This is a genomic window from Gemmobacter sp. (genome assembly GCF_016792925.1).
GTDB lineage: Bacteria > Pseudomonadota > Alphaproteobacteria > Rhodobacterales > Rhodobacteraceae > Gemmobacter.
In genome coordinates this window covers 1-16,555 of the sequence record NZ_JAEULU010000068.1, presented here as the reverse complement: position 1 = coordinate 16,555, position 16,555 = coordinate 1, and the positions used below count along the sequence as shown (strand labels likewise).

General features: G+C 64.6%; 17 protein-coding genes. 8 read left to right on the top strand and 9 right to left on the bottom strand.

Annotation, left to right across the window (positions count from 1 at the left end; all coding sequences use genetic code 11):
- Window positions 1-1,077, bottom strand: a 1,077-nt coding sequence (locus JNN06_RS03845; RefSeq protein ID WP_291238280.1) for an ABC-F family ATP-binding cassette domain-containing protein, incomplete at its 3' end; no start/stop codon positions are given.
- Window positions 1,078-1,119: 42 nt separating this feature from the next.
- Complete coding sequence (locus tag JNN06_RS03840; RefSeq protein ID WP_291238279.1) at window positions 1,120-2,250, bottom strand: Gfo/Idh/MocA family oxidoreductase; 1,131 nt, start codon at window positions 2,248-2,250, stop codon at window positions 1,120-1,122.
- Window positions 2,251-2,329: 79 nt separating this feature from the next.
- Here JNN06_RS03840 and JNN06_RS03835 point away from each other — a divergent pair, with 79 nt between their 5' ends.
- The 6 genes from JNN06_RS03835 (at window position 2,330) to JNN06_RS03810 (ending at window position 9,884) form a co-directional block, all read left to right on the top strand.
- Window positions 2,330-3,169, top strand: a complete 840-nt coding sequence (locus JNN06_RS03835) for a MurR/RpiR family transcriptional regulator (protein ID WP_291238278.1) — start codon at window positions 2,330-2,332, stop codon at window positions 3,167-3,169.
- Between the two features lie 114 nt (window positions 3,170-3,283).
- Window positions 3,284-5,191, top strand: a complete 1,908-nt coding sequence (gene iolC, locus JNN06_RS03830; RefSeq protein WP_291238277.1) for a 5-dehydro-2-deoxygluconokinase — start codon at window positions 3,284-3,286, stop codon at window positions 5,189-5,191.
- A complete protein-coding gene (gene iolD / locus JNN06_RS03825) occupies window positions 5,188-7,014 on the top strand; it encodes a 3D-(3,5/4)-trihydroxycyclohexane-1,2-dione acylhydrolase (decyclizing) (protein WP_291238276.1) in 1,827 nt (608 codons plus the stop codon). Before iolC ends, iolD begins: the two co-directional genes overlap by 4 nt.
- Window positions 7,015-7,024: 10 nt before the next feature.
- Window positions 7,025-7,921, top strand: coding sequence for a myo-inosose-2 dehydratase (iolE, locus tag JNN06_RS03820; protein WP_291238275.1), 897 nt, complete (start codon window positions 7,025-7,027; stop codon window positions 7,919-7,921).
- A 72-nt stretch (window positions 7,922-7,993) separates the two neighbouring features.
- A complete protein-coding gene (iolB, locus tag JNN06_RS03815; protein ID WP_291238274.1) occupies window positions 7,994-8,800 on the top strand; it encodes a 5-deoxy-glucuronate isomerase in 807 nt (268 codons plus the stop codon).
- 58 nt (window positions 8,801-8,858) lie between these two features.
- Window positions 8,859-9,884 (top strand): ATP-binding protein, encoded by a 1,026-nt coding sequence (locus JNN06_RS03810; protein WP_291238273.1) that lies wholly within the window; start codon window positions 8,859-8,861, stop codon window positions 9,882-9,884.
- Between the two features lie 54 nt (window positions 9,885-9,938).
- On the opposite strand, the gene infC is transcribed toward JNN06_RS03810, so the two are convergent.
- Window positions 9,939-10,499, bottom strand: a complete 561-nt coding sequence (infC, locus tag JNN06_RS03805; RefSeq protein ID WP_366812409.1) for a translation initiation factor IF-3 — start codon at window positions 10,497-10,499, stop codon at window positions 9,939-9,941.
- 223 nt (window positions 10,500-10,722) lie between these two features.
- Between infC and JNN06_RS03800 the strand changes: the two genes are divergently transcribed.
- The gene (locus JNN06_RS03800; RefSeq protein ID WP_291238271.1) at window positions 10,723-11,445 is read left to right on the top strand and encodes a hypothetical protein; all 723 of its coding nucleotides are present in this window, start codon (window positions 10,723-10,725) and stop codon (window positions 11,443-11,445) included.
- Window positions 11,446-11,502: 57 nt separating this feature from the next.
- Here JNN06_RS03800 and JNN06_RS03795 read toward each other — a convergent pair whose 3' ends face one another.
- The 6 genes from JNN06_RS03795 to JNN06_RS03770 form a co-directional block, all read right to left on the bottom strand.
- Window positions 11,503-11,841 (bottom strand): hypothetical protein, encoded by a 339-nt coding sequence (locus JNN06_RS03795; protein ID WP_291238270.1) that lies wholly within the window; start codon window positions 11,839-11,841, stop codon window positions 11,503-11,505.
- Between the two features lie 109 nt (window positions 11,842-11,950).
- Window positions 11,951-12,775 carry a ferredoxin--NADP reductase gene (locus JNN06_RS03790; protein WP_291238269.1) on the bottom strand — a complete coding sequence of 275 codons (825 nt, stop codon included), beginning with the start codon at window positions 12,773-12,775 and terminating at the stop codon, window positions 11,951-11,953.
- 67 nt (window positions 12,776-12,842) lie between these two features.
- Entirely contained in the window at window positions 12,843-13,244 is a 402-nt protein-coding gene (locus JNN06_RS03785; protein WP_291238268.1) for a DUF934 domain-containing protein, read from the bottom strand.
- Window positions 13,241-14,008 carry a phosphoadenylyl-sulfate reductase gene (locus JNN06_RS03780; RefSeq protein WP_291238267.1) on the bottom strand — a complete coding sequence of 256 codons (768 nt, stop codon included), beginning with the start codon at window positions 14,006-14,008 and terminating at the stop codon, window positions 13,241-13,243. Before JNN06_RS03780 ends, JNN06_RS03785 begins: the two co-directional genes overlap by 4 nt.
- Window positions 13,998-15,668 (bottom strand): nitrite/sulfite reductase, encoded by a 1,671-nt coding sequence (locus JNN06_RS03775; RefSeq protein WP_291238266.1) that lies wholly within the window; start codon window positions 15,666-15,668, stop codon window positions 13,998-14,000. Before JNN06_RS03775 ends, JNN06_RS03780 begins: the two co-directional genes overlap by 11 nt.
- Window positions 15,669-15,688: 20 nt before the next feature.
- Complete coding sequence (locus JNN06_RS03770) at window positions 15,689-15,988, bottom strand: DUF2849 domain-containing protein (protein ID WP_291238265.1); 300 nt, start codon at window positions 15,986-15,988, stop codon at window positions 15,689-15,691.
- A gap of 142 nt (window positions 15,989-16,130) precedes the next feature.
- Here JNN06_RS03770 and JNN06_RS03765 point away from each other — a divergent pair.
- Window positions 16,131-16,555 (top strand): Lrp/AsnC family transcriptional regulator (locus JNN06_RS03765; RefSeq protein ID WP_291238264.1); only part of this gene is annotated, 425 nt, incomplete at its 3' end.

Sequence of the window (16,555 nt, the reverse complement as noted above, 5' to 3'; positions counted from 1 at the left end):
AAGTTTCTCGGCCAACAGCTTGGAAAGCGTGGATTTTCCCTCGCCATTGCGCCCCAGCAGCGCGATGCGGTCATCCTGATCAATCCGCAAGGAGAGATGGCGCAGGATCACGGTATCGCCATAGCCGGTGCTGGCCTGCTCCATATTGATGATGGGGGGCGACAGGGCCTCGGGCGCGGGGAAGGTGAAGACCATCTTGCGCGCCTCCTCGGGCGCGGTGATGGGGGTCAGCTTCTCCAGCATCTTCACCCGGCTTTGCGCCTGCACGGCCTTGGAGGCCTTGGCCTTGAAGCGATCCACGAAACTTTGCAGATGGGCGCGGCGCGCCTCGACCTTCTTGGCCTCGGCCACCTGCACGGCGCGGCGTTCGGCCATCTGGCGGGCGCACTGGTCGTACCCGCCCTGCCAATAGGTCAGTTTGCGATTGTCCAGATGCAGGATACCCTGCACGGCGCGGTTTAGCAGGCCGCGATCATGGCTGATGATCAGCACGGTATGGGGATATTTTTGCAGGTAGCTTTCCAGCCACAGCGCGCCTTCCAGATCAAGATAGTTGGTCGGCTCGTCCAGCAGCAGGTAATCGGGCTGCGCAAACAACACCCCCGCCAGCGCCACCCGCATGCGCCAGCCGCCCGAAAAATCGGAACAGGGGCGCAGCTGGGCCTCGGCATCAAAGCCAAGCCCGCGCAGGATGGCAGAGGCGCGGCCCTCGGCGCTCCAGGCGTCAATATCGGCCAGACGGGTTTGAATATCGGCAATCCGGTGCGGATCGGTGGCGGTCTCGGCCTCGGCCAGCAGCGCCGTGCGCTCGGTATCGGCCTGCAACACCGTGTCGATCAGCGAGGTGGCCGACGAGGGAACCTCCTGCGCGACGCCGCCGATGCGGGCGCGGGCGGGGATCGAGATCTCGCCCCCCTCCAGCGCCAGCTCTCCCCGGATCAGGCGGAACAGCGTGGTCTTGCCCGCGCCATTGCGCCCGACAAGGCCAACCTTGTGGCCGGTGGGAATGGTGGCCGAGGCCCCCTCGAACAGGGGCCGGCCTTCGATATTATAGGTGATGTCATTGATGCGCAGCATGATGCCCCCGCCTTGCCGCAAGGCCGGGCGGAGGTCAACCGCTCACAGCGTCATGCGGGTGCCGCCCGCGCGGGCCGAGGCGGCAATCGCGTGAATCACCCGCTCGATCCGCAGCCCGGCCTCGAAATCGGGCTGCGCCTGTTCCAGCCCGGCAATGCCGCGCAACAGACGGGCGCATTCGATCACCTTGAGGTCATTGAACCCCAGCTGATGCCCCGGCGCCGGGCAGAATTCGCCATAGGGCGCATGGGCCGGGCCGGTCAGGATGGTCTTGAAGCCCTGTTCGGCCTTGGGGCCTTCGTTTTGATAAAGCTGAAGCTCGTTCATCCGCTCCTGATCGAACACGATCATGCCCTTGGTGCCATGCAGCTCGAAACCCAGCCGCGATTTGCGCCCCCAGGCCGAGCGCGAGATCACCATCGAGCCTTGCGCGCCATTGGCGAAGCGCAGGATCACGCTTGCCGCATCCTCGTTTTCCACCACGCCGCGCCCGGTGCCATCGGGCAGGGGGCGGGTCTCATGTATGGTCTGCATATCGGCAATCAGGCTGGCGACCGGCCCCATGAGGCCATGCGCCATGCTGACCAGATGGGTGCCAATGTCGCCAAGCGCGCCGAGGCCCGCATCTTCCAGCTTGGCGCGCCAGGACCAGGGCAGGTCGGGATCGGCCTGATAATCCTCGTCGACCCAGCCGCGAAACTGCACCAGCCGCCCGATCGCCCCCGATTGCGCCAGACGCTGCGCATGTGTGAAGGCGGGGTTGGAGATGTAGTTATAGCCCAGCATCGTGGTCACACCCCTGGCGCGGGCCGCGGCCGCCATCTCCTCGGCCTGCGCCAGTGTCAGCGCCATCGGCTTTTCACACCAGACATGCTTTCCGGCGGCAATGGCGGCCATGGCCATCGGGTGATGCAGCCCGTTCGGCGTGGTGATCGACACCACGTCGATGGCCGGATCGTTGACAAGCGCCTGCCAGTCATCGGTGGCACCCGCAAAGCCGAACTGATCGGCCATCACCTCGGCCCGGGCCAGAGGGGTTTCGCACAGCAGGCGCAATTCGGGCGTCTCCACCGCGCCATTCACGCCCCCCAGAACCGCCTTCACGTTGCGCCATGCCAGCGCATGGGTCTTGCCCATGAAGCCCGTGCCGATTACGCCAATTCCCAACGCCATCGCGGCCTCCTCCTGCTTTGCTATTGGAATATTTGTTCCATGGGTGCTAGGCTGGGCGCCGATTGTCAAGGATGAGATCATGCAGACCGACGATCCGGTGATGCCAGAGCCGCCTCGCAGCATCGAAGCCTTCCGCTCCAGGCTCGCGAACATCGCGCCGGGCCTGCCAAAGCGTTTGCGGCAATGCGCCGATCACATCGCCGCCCATACCGAACGGATCGCCGTCTCCACCGTGGCCGAGCTGGCCGCCGGGGCCGATGTGCCGCCCTCGGCGCTGATGCGCTTTTGTCAGATCATGGGATTCTCGGGGTTTTCCGAGATGCAAAAGCTGTTCCGCGACGCCTTTGCCCCCGGCTGGCCGGATTATGCGACGCGGTTGAACAACCTGAAAGACAATGGCAGCGGCAGCCCTGCGGCGCTTTTGGCCGAGTTCGTGGAGGCCGGGCGCGCCAGCCTCGAGGCGCTGGCGAAAACCGCCGACGAGGCCGCGCTGATGCAGGCGGTCGAGGTGCTGGCCCAGGCGGAAACCGTGCATGTCGTGGGGTTTCGGCGCGCCTTTCCGGTGGCCAGCTATCTGGCTTATGTGTTTGAAAAAATGTCGGTTCCTGCAATGCTGCATGATGGCGTCGGCAAGCTGGACCACCGCCACGCGCTGCGGGCGGGCGATGCCATTCTGGCCATCACCTTCGCCCCTTACAGCGAGGAAACCCTGAACCTTGCCGCCGATGCGGCAGCGCGGGGCATGCCGGTGGTGGGCCTGACCGATCACCATGGCAGCCCCTTGGCGCGCCATGCAGGTGCCGTGCTGACGGTGCCAGAGGTGGATTTCGGCGCCTTCCGCTCGCTTTCCGCGACCATCGCCTTGGCATTGACGCTGGCCGTTGCCGTGGGCTCGCGCCGCACCGAGACGGCGGGCTGAAAGGTGGGCTGGCCCGCCCGGCTGCAAATTCCCGCTTCCCCCCTGCAATAAAATGGAATAAAAATTCCAAAAGGCGACAATCCGAATCTGGTTGTCGGAGGGGGGAGGCTTGAGATGAAGACGCTCGACGTCATCACCATCGGCCGCGCGTCGGTCGATCTTTACGGCGCGCAGATCGGTGGGCGGCTGGAAGACATGGGGTCATTCCAGAAATATATTGGCGGCAGCCCCTGCAACATTGCAGCCGGAACCGCGCGGCTTGGCCTGAAATCGGCGCTGATCACCCGTGTCGGCAACGAGCATATGGGCCGTTTCATCCGCGAGGAACTGGCGCGCGAAGGCGTCGATGTGCGCGGCGTGACCACCGACACGGAGCGGCTGACCGCGCTGGTGCTGCTGGGCATCCGTGATGAAGAGCAATTCCCGCTGATCTTTTACCGCGAAAACTGCGCCGATATGGCGCTGTGCGAGGATGACATCGACCCCGCGCTGATCGGCGACAGCCGCGCGGTGGTGGCGACCGGCACCCATCTTTCCAACCCGAAAACCGAGGCCGCCACGCTGAAAGCGCTGCGTCTGGCCCGCGAGACCGGGGCGCAAACCGCGCTGGACATTGACTACCGCCCCAATCTTTGGGGGCTGGCCGGGCATGGCGATGGCGAAAGCCGCTTTATCGAAAGCGCCGCCGTCACGGCCAAGCTGCAATCGACGCTGCATCTGTTCGATCTGATCGTCGGCACCGAGGAAGAGTTTCACATCGCGGGCGGCAGCACCGATACGGTCGCGGCACTGCGGGCGGTGCGCGCCGTTTCCCGCGCGACGCTGGTGTGCAAACGCGGTGCTGCCGGGGCGGTGGCTTTCACCGGCGCCATCCCCGACAGTCTGGATGACGGCGAAACCGGCCCCGGCTTCCCGATCGAAGTCTTCAACGTGCTGGGCGCGGGCGACGGCTTCATGTCGGGGCTGCTCAAGGGCTGGCTCGATGGCGAAGCCTGGCCGGTCGCGCTGAAATATGCCAATGCCTGCGGCGCTTTCGCGGTCAGCCGTCACGGCTGCACCCCGGCCTATCCCAGCTGGACCGAACTGCAATTCTTCCTGAACCGCGGCGTGATCGAGCCTGCGCTGCGCAAGGATGCCGCGCTGGAGCAGGTGCATTGGGCGACCAACCGTCACAAGGATTGGTCGACGATGCGGGTCTTTGCCTTTGATCACCGCATGCAACTGGAGGCGATGGAGGGGGCCACCCCGAAAAAGATCGGCGCTTTCAAGGAGTTGTGCCTTGAAGCTGCGCTGCGGGTTCAAGATGGCCGTTCCGGTTACGGCATCTTGTGCGATAACAGGCTGGGGCGCCACGCGCTGCATGCGGCCTCGGGTTCGGGCCTGTGGATCGGGCGCCCCGTGGAGTGGCCGGGCTCGCGCCCGCTGACGCTGGAACCCGAGCTGGGCGCCGATTTCGGCGGTTTGCAGGAATGGGCGTTGGAAAACGTCTGTAAGGTGTTGTGCTTCTATCACCCCGAGGACAGCGCCGAAATGAAGGCCGAGCAAGAGGCCGTGGTGCAGCGTCTGTTTCAGGCTTGCCGCCGCAACCGCTTGGAAATGCTGCTGGAAATCATTCCGTCCAAGGTCGGGCCGGTGGATGATGACACTTCGGCCACCATCATTCAGCGGTTTTATGACATCGGCATTTACCCTGATTGGTGGAAGCTGGAGCCCTTTACCACCGATGCGGCCTGGGCCAAGGCGTGCGAGGCCATCACCCGCAATGATCCGCATACCCGCGGCATCGTGGTTCTGGGTCTTGATGCGCCTTCTGAACAACTGGCGGCCAGCTTCGCCCTGGCGGCGCGGCACGATCTGGTGAAGGGGTTCGCCGTCGGGCGCACCATCTTTGCCGAGGCGGCGCGGCAATGGCTGGCGGGCAGCATCTCTGACGCCGAGGCCGTGGCTGATATGGTGGCCAAATACGAAAACCTCTGCCGGGTCTGGGACACGGCACGCGCCAAAAAGGAACTGGCAGCATGACGACGATCCGCTTGACCGCCGCACAGGCCATGGTGAAATGGCTCTCGGTGCAGATGACCGAAGAGGGCGAGCGGTTCATCGAGGGCATCTGGGCGATCTTTGGCCATGGCAACGTGGCCGGGATCGGCGAGGCGCTGTATCACGCCAAGGACAGCTTCCCCACCTGGCGCGGCCATAACGAACAGACCATGGCCCATGCCGCGATTGCCTTTGCCAAGACTCACAAGCGGCGGCGGGCGATGGCGGTCACCTCCAGCATCGGGCCGGGGGCGACCAATATGGTGACCGCCGCCGCGCTGGCCCATGTGAACCGCCTGCCGGTGCTGTTCGTGCCCGGCGATGTGTTCGCCAATCGCGCCCCCGATCCGGTCTTGCAACAGATCGAGGATTTCGACGACGGCACCGTATCGGCCAATGATTGCTTCCGCCCGGTCTCGCGCTATTTCGACCGCATCTCGCGCCCCGAACATCTGCTGACGGCGCTGCCGCGTGCGCTGCGGGTGATGACGGACCCGGCGAATTGCGGCCCGGTTTGCCTTGCCTTCTGTCAGGATACGCAGGCCGAAGCCTATGATTATCCGGCTGATTTCTTTGAACCGAAGGTCTGGTTCATCCGCCGCCCCGAGCCGGATCAGCGCGAGCTGGAGGCGGCGGTGGCGGCGATCAAGGCAGCGAAAAAGCCGCTGATCGTGGCGGGTGGCGGCGTGATCTATGCGCAGGCCGAGGTCGATCTGCTGGCTTTTGCGCAAAAGCACAACATCCCCTTCGTGGAAACCCAGGCCGGCAAGGGCGCGATCGACTGGGAGAATGACCTCCATTTCGGCTCGCCCGGTGTGACCGGCACCGCTTGCGGCAACAAGCTGGCGGCGGAGGCTGATCTGGTCATTGGCGTCGGCACAAGGTTCCAGGATTTCACCACGGGGTCCTGGACGGTGTTCTCGGCGCCGGGGCGCAAGATCCTGTCGATCAACATCCATGGCTATGACGGGCAAAAACGCGGCTCGCAGCCGCTGGTCGCCGATGCCAAGGTCGCGCTGGCCAAGCTGACGGCTGCTTTGGGCGATACTCGCTTTGCGGACCCGGATTTCGCCGCCCGCAAGGATTGGTTCGCCACCACTGACGGGCTGTTCGCGCCGCCGGAAGGCAATGCGCTGCCGACCGATGCCCAGATCATCGGCGCGGTGACGCGGGCGACTGGCAAGGATTCGGTCATCATGTCGGCGGCAGGCACCATGCCGGGCGCGCTGCATGTGTTGTGGCGCGCGGCGGCAGGCGGCTACCATATGGAATATGGCTTCAGCTGCATGGGCTATGAGGTCGCTGGCGCCATGGGCATCAAGATGGCCGCGCCGGAAAAACATGTGGTCTGCATGGTCGGCGATGGCTCCTATATGATGGCCAATAGCGAGCTGGCGACAGCGGTGATGATGGCCGTGCCGTTTACCGTGGTGCTGACCGACAACCGGGGCTATGGCTGCATCAACCGGCTGCAACAGGGCTGCGGCGGCGCGCCGTTCAACAATATGCTGGATGACAGCTATCACGTGAACGCGGCCCATATCGACTTCATCGCCCATGCGGGCTCCATGGGGGCGATCACCCGCAAGGTAGCCAGCGTGGCCGAGCTGGAAGCCGCCATGGCGGAGGCCAAGGGGGCCAGCCTGCCCACCGTGATCCTGATCGAGACCGATGCGGGCCCCGGCACCGGGGCGGGTGGCACCTGGTGGGATGTGGCCGTGCCGGAAGTCTCGGTTCGCCCGCAGGTGAATGCCGCGCGCGAAAATTATGTGACGAACACCGCCCGCCAATGGCTGGGCAACTGAGAGCAAGACCATGATCCAATTCGGAACCAACCCCATCGCCTGGGCCAATGACGACGACCAGACCATCGGCGCCCATATCCCCACCGCCCGCATTCTGGACGAGGCCGGTCGCCAGATCGGCTTTGACGGCATCGAGAACGGCCATCGTTGGCCGAACGAGCCGGAGGCGCTGCGCGCTTTGCTGGCCGAATACGGCCTCAAGTTCATCTCGGGCTGGTATTCGACCGAATTGCTGCTGCGCTCGGTCGAGGACGAGATCGCGGCGGTGCAGGGCCATCTGGCCAAGCTGAAGCATAATGGCTGCAAGGTTTGCATCGTCTGCGAAACCTCCAATGCCATTCATGGCGACGCGAAAAAGCCGGTGAATGACCGCCCGGTTCTTTCCTCGGCGGAAATGGTGGCTTTTGGCGCCAAGCTTGAGGCCTTTGCCGCCTATCTGGCGGGCGAGGGTGTCACGCTGGTTTACCATCACCACATGGGCACCATCGTGGAAAGCCCCGAGGAGATCGACGCGCTGATGGCGGCGACCGGGCCGCATACGCATCTGCTGTTCGATGCCGGCCATTGCACTTTTGGCGGTGGCGATCCGGTGGCGGTGCTGACCAAACACGCCGCCCGGGTGCGCCATTTCCATGCCAAGAACATCCGCCCGGCGATCACCGCGAAGGTGCGGGCCGAGGGCTGGAGCTTCCTGCAAGGGGTTGTCGGCGGGGCCTTTACCGTGCCGGGCGATCAGGAGGGCGGGGTCGATTTCGCGCCGCTGTTGAAGATTCTGGCCGATCACAGCTATGACGGCTGGATCGTGATCGAGGCCGAGCAGAACCCGGACGAGCGCAATCCCCTGCTGTATCAGACCCTTGGCCTGGCGACGCTGAAGCGCCTGGCGCGTGAGGCTGGTCTCGTGTGAGACGGGCGGAGGCGGGGGTTTCACACCCCCGCACCCCCGTGGGATATTTTTGAACAGATGAAAGGTAGGCCGATGAGCCAGCTTTTGCGCAAGCCCTTTGGCACTCATGGCAAGGTGCATGAGATCACGCCGCAATCGGCGGGCTGGCGTTACGTCGGGTTCTCGCTTTACCGGCTGCGCGCCGGGGAGACGGTGGCCGAGGCCACCGGTGCCCAAGAGGTGATCCTGGTCATGGTCGAGGGGAAGGCCGCGATCACTGCCGCAGGGCAGGATTGGGGCGTGCTGGGCGAGCGCATGAATGTGTTCGAGAAGACGCCGCCGCATTGTCTTTATGTTCCCAATGCGCAGGAGTGGCGGGCGGAAGCCACCACAGATTGCACCATCGCGGTCTGCGCCGCGCCGGGCCAGGGCGGCCACGCGGCGCGCAGGCTGGGGCCGGAGGGCATCACGCTGACGCAGCGTGGCAAGGGGCCGAACACCCGCTGGATCAACAATATCGCCATGGAGGCCGAGGATGTGGCCGACAGCCTGTTGGTGACGGAAGTGTTCACGCCTGCGGGCAATTGGTCCTCCTACCCGTCGCATCGCCATGACGAGGATGATTTCCCCCGCATCACCTATCTGGAGGAAACCTATTACCATCGGGTTAACCCTGCCGAGGGTTGGGCCATTCAGCGCGTATATACCGATGATGGCACTCTGGATGAAACCATGGCGGTGAAGGATGGCGAGGTGGTGCTGGTGCCGCGCGGCCATCATCCTTGCGGGGCGCCGCATGGGTTTGAGCTGTATTATCTGAATGTCATGGCCGGGCCGCGCCGGGCCTGGCGCTTCCAGCCTGCGCCGGAAGTGGAAAGCGTGATCGCCCGCGACGCCTGAATGGTTGCGCCGCCCCGCAGGCCTTGGCAGAACAGGCTGACGGAGTGGAGGGCGTGCGATGCAGGAACTGGAACTGGCCATGGCAGCGGTGCCGCTGCCCATGCTGCATATCGCTGCCGATCAGCGGATCACGGCAGCCAATGCGGCGGGCACTGAGTTTTGCGGTGCCGTGGCGCTTGGCCGGCATTTCGGGCTGACCTTCCGGCAGCCTGCGCTGGTCGGGGCGATTGAGGCCGCACTGGCGGGGGGTGCGATGCGCCGCCTGCGCGTGACCATCATGCGCGACGGGCATGACCTCGTGTTTGACGTGACCGTCGCACCCGGCCCCAAGAACGGCGCGCTGATCACCTTGCAGGATATGACCGAGCTGGAACAGGTCACCCAGTTCCGCCGCGATTTCGTTGCCAATGTCAGCCATGAATTGCGCACGCCGCTGACGGCATTGATGGGCTTCATCGAGACATTGCAAGGCCCGGCGCGCGATGATGTCGCCGCGCGCGAGCGCTTTCTGGGCATCATGGCGCGCGAGGCCGGGCGCATGGCGCGGCTCGTGCGCGATCTTTTGTCGCTGAGCCGGGTGGAGGCGCAGGAGCGCCAGCGCCCTGAAACCCAGGTCGATCTGGCGGGGCTGCTGTCCGGCGTCGCCGCCACGCTGCGCCCCATGGCGATCGAGGCCGGGGTGAGCCTGACGCTGGAGGGGGTGGGCATCGCCCGCATGATCCGGGGGGATGGCGATCAGCTGACTCAGGTGTTTCACAACCTTGTGGAAAATGCCGTGAAATATGGTGGCAATGGCAAGCGCGTCACGGTGCGCCTGCAAGCGCTCGACCAGATGCCGGGCGGGCAGGGCGGCGGGGTGGCGGTCTCGGTGGAGGATCAGGGCGATGGCATCGACGCCCAGCATCTGCCGCGCCTGACTGAACGGTTCTACCGGGTCGATACCCACCGCTCGCGCGAGAAGGGCGGCACCGGGCTGGGGCTGGCCATCGTCAAGCATATCGTCAGCCGCCATCGCGGGCGCCTGACCATCGACAGCACGCGCGGGCAGGGCAGCACCTTTACGGTCACGCTGCCCGTGGCCTGAGCCGAAATGCAAACGGGGGCCCGAAGGCCCCCGCGCGATCCAAAGATGGCAGGCTTATTTCGGCCCGATCATCATGACCATCTGCTTGCCCTCAAGCTTGGGCATGGATTCGATCTTGCCCGCATCGGCGACATCCGCCGCAACACGGTTGAGCAATTGAAGCCCGAGATCCTGGTGCGCCATTTCGCGGCCCCGGAAGCGCAGGGTGACCTTCACCTTGTCGCCTTCGCCCAGGAACTTCAGCACGGCGCGCATCTTCACATCATAATCATGGTCATCCGTGCCGGGACGGAACTTGATTTCCTTGATCTCGATGATCTTCTGCTTTTTACGAGCCTCGGCCTCGCGCTTTTGCGTCTCGTATTTGAACTTGCCGAAGTCCATGATCTTGCAGACCGGCGGTTCCGCATTGGGCGAGATCTCGACCAGATCGAGACCGGCCTCCTCGGCCATGGCCATGGCGCGGGCGGGGGTGACCACGCCAACATTCTCGCCATCGGCGCCGATCAGCCGGATTTCCGGCGCGCGGATACGTTCGTTCACACGGGGGCCCGTTTCGCGTTGCGGCGGGGCGTTGTGGGGTCTGCGGGCTATGGCTGTGATCCTTCTGGCCATGAATATCGCGCGCAAAATAGGGCTTCGCGCGTGGCACTTCAACCGGATTCCGCCTGCCCGCCCCCGCATTCCCACGTCCATTCCTGCGACAGGCCGGGCTTCTGGCTGCATCTGCGCGAAATTTCCCCGCCGTTTCGGCAAATGCCACTCTTTTCAACAGGCTTGTGAAGTGCCATCTGTGGCACGCAACCGTGGCGGTTCCACGGAACGAAGGAGAGACAGGATGAACAGCAAGGTTCTCATTGGCGGCGCGGTGATCGTGGCTGCTGCTGCGGGTTACTATTTCTTCGGGCAGGATGCCGCCAAGGTGGCAGATGAGGCCGCGGCCACCGCGACCGAGGCTGCGGGCGCCGCCACCACCGCCGCGACCGAGGCGACCACCGCCGCAGCCACCGCGACCGAAGCGGCGGCAGATGCCGCGCAGGGGGCTGGCGCCGCCGCGACGCAGGCCGCGACCGAGGCCGCCAACGCAGCCGCCACCGCGACCGAGGCTGCGGGCGAAGCTGCCGCACAGGCCACCGAGGCCGCCACCGAAGCGGCTGGCGCGGCAGCGACCACCGCGACCGAAGCAGCCAACACGGCCGCCGATGCTGCCACCGCTGCGGCCGGTCAGGCGGCTGAGGCTGCCACCACCGCCGCTGCTGCGGCCACGGATGCGGCCAATACCGCTGCTGCCACCGCCACGGAAGCCGCCACCGAGGCCGCCACGGCTGCGACCGAGGCTGCCACCAACGCAACCGAAGCCGCTGCCGGTGCCGTTGCCACCGCCGTTGACGCCTTCAACCCGGCCAATTTCGATGCGGCCAAGCTGAATGGCATGATCGACGCCGCACCGCTGGATGACGCCACCAAATCGACGCTGAAAGCCGCTGTCGATGGCGCCGCCAAGAACCCGGCTCTGGTCGATGCCGCGCTGAAACAGGTGAAATCGGCGCTTGGCATGTAATCTGGCCTGAAAGGTCAACGCGGGCCGCCCCGGGCAACCGGGGCGGCCTTTTGATTTTCAGGGCAGAATGGTCACCCGCGGGCTTTGGCACAGATCGCCCGGCACGCGCTTTTCGGCCCCGTCGGCCAGGGTGGCAATCACCATCACCTTGCCACAGGCCACCAGCGAGATGGCCTGCCGCGCCTGCGCGCCGGGGGCAAGCGGGTCATAGGCACCGCCCAGATTGTCATCGACGATCTCGCCATCCGCGCGCAGCGGATAGACGCTGAAGGCGGTCAAGACCTGCGCCGTCTGGTTCTCGACCTCGATCTGCACCCGCTCGTCGCTGGCATCGGTGGCGGTCGGGGTGCAGGCGGGCAGGGCGCACAGGGCAAGCGCGGACAACAGGGCTTTCATGGCAGGGCCTCCAGGATGGGTTGGCCCAACCTGCCCGCGCCTCTGGCAGGCGGCAAGCAAAAAGCCGCGAGCACGGCTCGCGGCTTTGGTCATGCCGGGTGGGTGCGGGTTACACGCCGTCGCCGACGAAGGCCTTTTCCACCACGAATTCGCGCGGCTCGGAATTGGCGCCCTCGCGCAGGCCAAAGCCCTCCAGCACCGCCATCACATCCTTGTTGAAGGCCAGGCTGCCGCAGACCATCGCGCGGTCGGTCGCCGGGTCCATCGGCGCGAGGCCAAGATCGGCAAACACCTTGCCCGAAGTCAGGTTGTCGGTGATGCGGCCCTTGTGATGGAACTCTTCGCGCGTGGTGGTGGGGTAGTATTTCAGCTTGTCTCCCACCAGCTCGCCGATCAGCGGATCATCCTTGAGGCTTTCGACCAGTTGACGGCCATATTCCAGCTCTGCCACCGTGCGGCAGGTATGCATCATGATGACTTCATCATATTTTTCATAGGTTTCCGGCTCGCGCATCAGCGAGGCGAAGGGCGCAATGCCGGTGCCGGTGGCCAGGAACCACACGCGCTTGCCGGGCAGCAGCGCGTCATGCACCAGCGTGCCCACGGGTTTGGGGCGCAGGATGATCTGCTCGCCGGGCTGGATGTGCTGGAGCTTCGAGGTCAGCGGGCCATCCGGCACCTTGATCGAATAGAACTCCAGCTCCTCATCCCAGGCGGGCGAGGCGATGGAATAGGCGCGCAGCAAGGGTTTGCCATTATCGCCCAAGAGGCCGATCATCACGAACTCGCCCGAGCGGAAGCGCAGCGATTGCGGGCGCGTCACGCGGAACGAGAACAGGTTGTCGGCCCAATGCTTGACCGAGGTGACGGTCTGCGCATCAGGCAGGGTGACTTTGGCGGCAGCGGTTTCGGACACGGGTTTTTGCTCGGTCATGGAATATCAAATCCTGAATATGTCAGGTGAGGGCGCGAGGAAAGCCGGAAATGGGGAAAGCCGGAATTCAGGCGCGCAGGCGCGCCTGATAGTCATGGGCCTTCCAGTCGGCACGGAACTGCCACTGGCTTTCGGGCTGGCGGGCGGCGAGGGCGTCGGGGATTTCCACGGCGTCAAAGCCGACACGGCGGGCCATGGCATATTGCTCGGCGATCACCGGGCCAAAGGCACGCAGCTCGCCGGTATAGCCCAGCATCCGCAACCGGCGGGCAATGGTGAAGCCGCGCCCGTCGCTGAACGACGGAAAGGTGATGCGGATCAGCGCAAGCTGGCCCAGCACCGGCTCCAGTGCGGTGGGATCTTCGGTATGGGCGATGTCCACCGCCGTGCCGGCGCCCAGATCGGCCAGACCGGGGTTCACGGTATCGGCCACAGGCGAGAAACCTTTATCGGTGACGATCACGCTCATGCTGCGTTCTCCCCAGAGCTTTGGCCGCCGCGCACCGGCTTGCCGTTGATGAAATGGATGCCGCATTCGGTTTTCTGGCTGCCGCGCCAGCGGCCCGCGCGCGGGTCTTCGCCGGGTTTCACCGGGCTGGTGCAGGGCGCGCAACCGATGGAGGGATAGCCCTTCGCAACCAGCGGATGCCGGGGCAGGCGGTTGTTCACGATGTAATCCTCGAGATCCTCGCGGCCCCAATGCGCCAAGGGGTTCACCTTGATGCGGGTCTCGCCCTCGGCCTCGAAGAAATCGACCTCCTGCCGGGTGGCGCCCTGAAAGCGCTTGCGCCCGGTGATCCAGCCGTCAAAGCCCTTCAGCGCGCGCTCCAGCGGCTCGACCTGGCGCACGGCGCAGCAGGCATCGGTGTTGAACTGATGCAGCGTGCCATCGGGGTCTTCAAACTCCACCTTTTTCGGATGGGCGCGGATGGTGCGAATATCGCACAGCGCCAGCTTCTCGGCCAGCTCGCGCTGGTAATCCAGCGTTTCGCGAAACAGCATCCGGGTATCGACGAACAGCACCGGGGTTTCCGGCGCGATCACCGAGACCAGATGCAGCAGCACCACCGATTCCGCCCCGAAAGACGACACCAGCGCCACCTTGCCCAGATCGGGGTCTTTCAGCGCATGTTCCAGCACCGCCGTCGCCCCGTGGTGGCGATAGCGGGCATTCAGCGCCGTGACCCGTTCGGCAACGCTGCCAAGCGGGCCATGCGAAGTATCACGCGGCATCCTGTGTCCCTTCAGAGGGGTAAAGCGCGGCCTTGAACGGGGCAAGGCCAAGCCGGCGATAGGCTTGCAGGAAGGTTTCCGCCGGGCCGTCGCGATGGGCCAGATAGGCCTGCACGATGCGCTCGATGGCGGGCACGATGTCGTCATAGGCAAAGCCGGGGCCTGCGCGTTCGCCGATCACAGCCGTTTCAGACCCGTCGCCGCCCAGCGTGATCTGGTAATTCTCGACGCCTGCGCGGTCGAGCCCCAGAATGCCGATATGGCCGACATGGTGATGGCCGCACGCATTGATGCAGCCCGAGATCTTGATCTTCAGCGGGCCGATCTCATGCTCCAGATCCAGTTCCTGAAAGCGCAGGGCGATCTGTTCGGCCACCGGAATGGCGCGGGCGGTTGCCAGCGCGCAGTAATCCATGCCGGGGCAGGCGATGATGTCGGAAATCAGCCCGACATTCGCGGTGGCCAGCCCATGCTGCGACAGCACCGCATGGATGGCGGGCAGGTCGGATTTATGGACATGCGGCAGCACCACATTCTGTTCGTGGCTGATGCGCAGCTCGTCATGACCGTAGCGCTCGGCCAGATCGGCCATCACGCGCATCTGCTCGGCGGTGGCATCGCCCGGCGTCTTGCCATGGGCCTTCGTGCTGATCGTCACGATGGCATATTGGTCATTGCGATGCGGCGCGAGGTTGGTATCGGCCCAGGCGCGGAACACCGGATCGGCCTTGCGGAAATCCTCATAGGCCTCCACCGGCGCATTGCGATAGGCGGGCGGCGCGAAGGCTGCCTTGATCTCGGCCAGCAGGGCCTGATCATGGCCGCCAAACAGCGGGCGCAGCTCGGCAAAGCGCTCTTCGACCATGCGGGTGATCTCATCCTTGCCGGTTTCGTGCAAGGTGATCTTGATGCGGGCCTTATACTTGTTATCGCGGCGGCCCAAGGTGTTGTAAACGCTCAGGATCGCCTCGATATAGGGCAGCAGGTCGGCCACGGGCAGGAAGTCGCGCACGGTGAGGCCGATCATCGGGGTGCGGCCTAGGCCACCGCCCACGATGACCTCGAACCCGGTCTCGCCCTTGTCATTCTTCAGCACGCGCAGCCCGATGTCATGGGCCTTGATGACGGCGCGGTCATTCGGGGCGCCGGTGACGGCGATCTTGAACTTGCGCGGCAGGAACTGGAATTCCGGGTGGTCGGTGGACCATTGGCGCAGCAGCTCCGCGTAGGGCCGGGGGTCTTCGATTTCATCGGCGGCGGCGCCTGCAAAGTGATCCGAGGTCACGTTGCGCACGCAATTGCCCGAGGTCTGGATGGCGTGCATCTCCACATCGGCCAGCGCCGAGAGGATGGCGGGCACGTCCGGCAGTTTCGGCCAGTTGAACTGGATGTTCTGGCGGGTGGTGAAATGGCCATAGCCCTTGTCCCAGGTCTGGGCGATATGGGCCAATTGGCGCATCTGGCGGCTGTTCAGCGTGCCATAGGGAATGGCCACGCGCAGCATATAGGCGTGCAATTGCAGATAAAGCCCGTTCATCAGGCGCAGCGGGCGGAACTCGTCCTCGGTCAGCGCGCCCTCAAGGCGGCGCTCGACCTGCTGGCTGAACTGGGCAACGCGGCTGCGAACGAAGGCTTCGTCAAAGTCGGAATAGCTGTACATGCGTGGCTCTTCGGTTCGCGTCAGATCAGTTCGGCTTGTTTGCCAAGGAAGTAGTTCGAGGGACCGCGGGTGCGGAACACCTCGCGGAAATGGGTGGGCTCGGGGCCGTTGGGGCCTGCTTTCGCATCGGCCAGATAGGCGCCAACCACCAGATTGCCTTGCCCCATCGCATGCAGCAGGCGCAATTGTCCATGCGCCTCATCCTCGATCAGCTCGGCCTCCTCATGGCGGCGCGACCAGCGGTCATCGGCGGTCAGATAGACCACGTCGCCCTCGATCAGCGCATTCGCGGTCACAACCTTGGGGGTAAAGCGGGCCATCGGAGCCTCCATCGTCGGAAAATCAGGCCTCTATATAGGATATTTTCCCGGTTTTGCGCCAGATACCTCTTGCAGATAAGGAAAACCGCTGCATTGTTGGGCGCAAATGGAACCGGGTTCCACGGATCAGGGGATAAACAGAATGACAGCCCGGCTGGACGAGATGGACCGGAAAATCCTTGCCGAATTGCAGGAGGATGCAGGGCAATCGCTGGATGAAATCGCCCGCAAGGTGGGGTCGTCGAAGACGCCGGTGTGGAATCGCATCAAGCGGATGCGCGAGACCGGGGTGATCACTCGCCAGACCGCCGTGCTGGACCCGGAGGCGCTTGGGCTGGAGGCCTGTTTCTTCGTGCTGATCCGCACCAGCGAGCATGATGCCGACTGGCAGCGGAAATTCCTGCAAACCCTGCGCGAGCGCCCCGAGGTGCTGGAGGCGCATCGTCTGGCGGGCGACATTGACTATATCCTGAAAGTGCGGGTGCGCAATGCGCGGGCCTATGATGCGTTTTACCAGTCGCTGATCGCGCAGGTGAAAATTCACAATGTGACGGCGCTGTTGAGCAT

Coding starts and splice junctions, on each gene's coding strand:
- iolE (WP_291238275.1), top strand. CDS start 7,025: ATGATCCAATTCGGAACCAACCCCATCGCCTGGGCCAATGACGACGAC.
- infC (WP_366812409.1), bottom strand. CDS start 10,499: ATGGCCAGAAGGATCACAGCCATAGCCCGCAGACCCCACAACGCCCCG.
- iolB (WP_291238274.1), top strand. CDS start 7,994: ATGAGCCAGCTTTTGCGCAAGCCCTTTGGCACTCATGGCAAGGTGCAT.
- JNN06_RS03790 (WP_291238269.1), bottom strand. CDS start 12,775: ATGACCGAGCAAAAACCCGTGTCCGAAACCGCTGCCGCCAAAGTCACC.
- JNN06_RS03840 (WP_291238279.1), bottom strand. CDS start 2,250: ATGGCGTTGGGAATTGGCGTAATCGGCACGGGCTTCATGGGCAAGACC.
- JNN06_RS03810 (WP_291238273.1), top strand. CDS start 8,859: ATGCAGGAACTGGAACTGGCCATGGCAGCGGTGCCGCTGCCCATGCTG.
- JNN06_RS03785 (WP_291238268.1), bottom strand. CDS start 13,244: ATGAGCGTGATCGTCACCGATAAAGGTTTCTCGCCTGTGGCCGATACC.
- iolD (WP_291238276.1), top strand. CDS start 5,188: ATGACGACGATCCGCTTGACCGCCGCACAGGCCATGGTGAAATGGCTC.
- JNN06_RS03770 (WP_291238265.1), bottom strand. CDS start 15,988: ATGGCCCGCTTTACCCCCAAGGTTGTGACCGCGAATGCGCTGATCGAG.
- JNN06_RS03835 (WP_291238278.1), top strand. CDS start 2,330: ATGCAGACCGACGATCCGGTGATGCCAGAGCCGCCTCGCAGCATCGAA.
- JNN06_RS03800 (WP_291238271.1), top strand. CDS start 10,723: ATGAACAGCAAGGTTCTCATTGGCGGCGCGGTGATCGTGGCTGCTGCT.
- JNN06_RS03780 (WP_291238267.1), bottom strand. CDS start 14,008: ATGCCGCGTGATACTTCGCATGGCCCGCTTGGCAGCGTTGCCGAACGG.
- iolC (WP_291238277.1), top strand. CDS start 3,284: ATGAAGACGCTCGACGTCATCACCATCGGCCGCGCGTCGGTCGATCTT.
- JNN06_RS03775 (WP_291238266.1), bottom strand. CDS start 15,668: ATGTACAGCTATTCCGACTTTGACGAAGCCTTCGTTCGCAGCCGCGTT.
- JNN06_RS03795 (WP_291238270.1), bottom strand. CDS start 11,841: ATGAAAGCCCTGTTGTCCGCGCTTGCCCTGTGCGCCCTGCCCGCCTGC.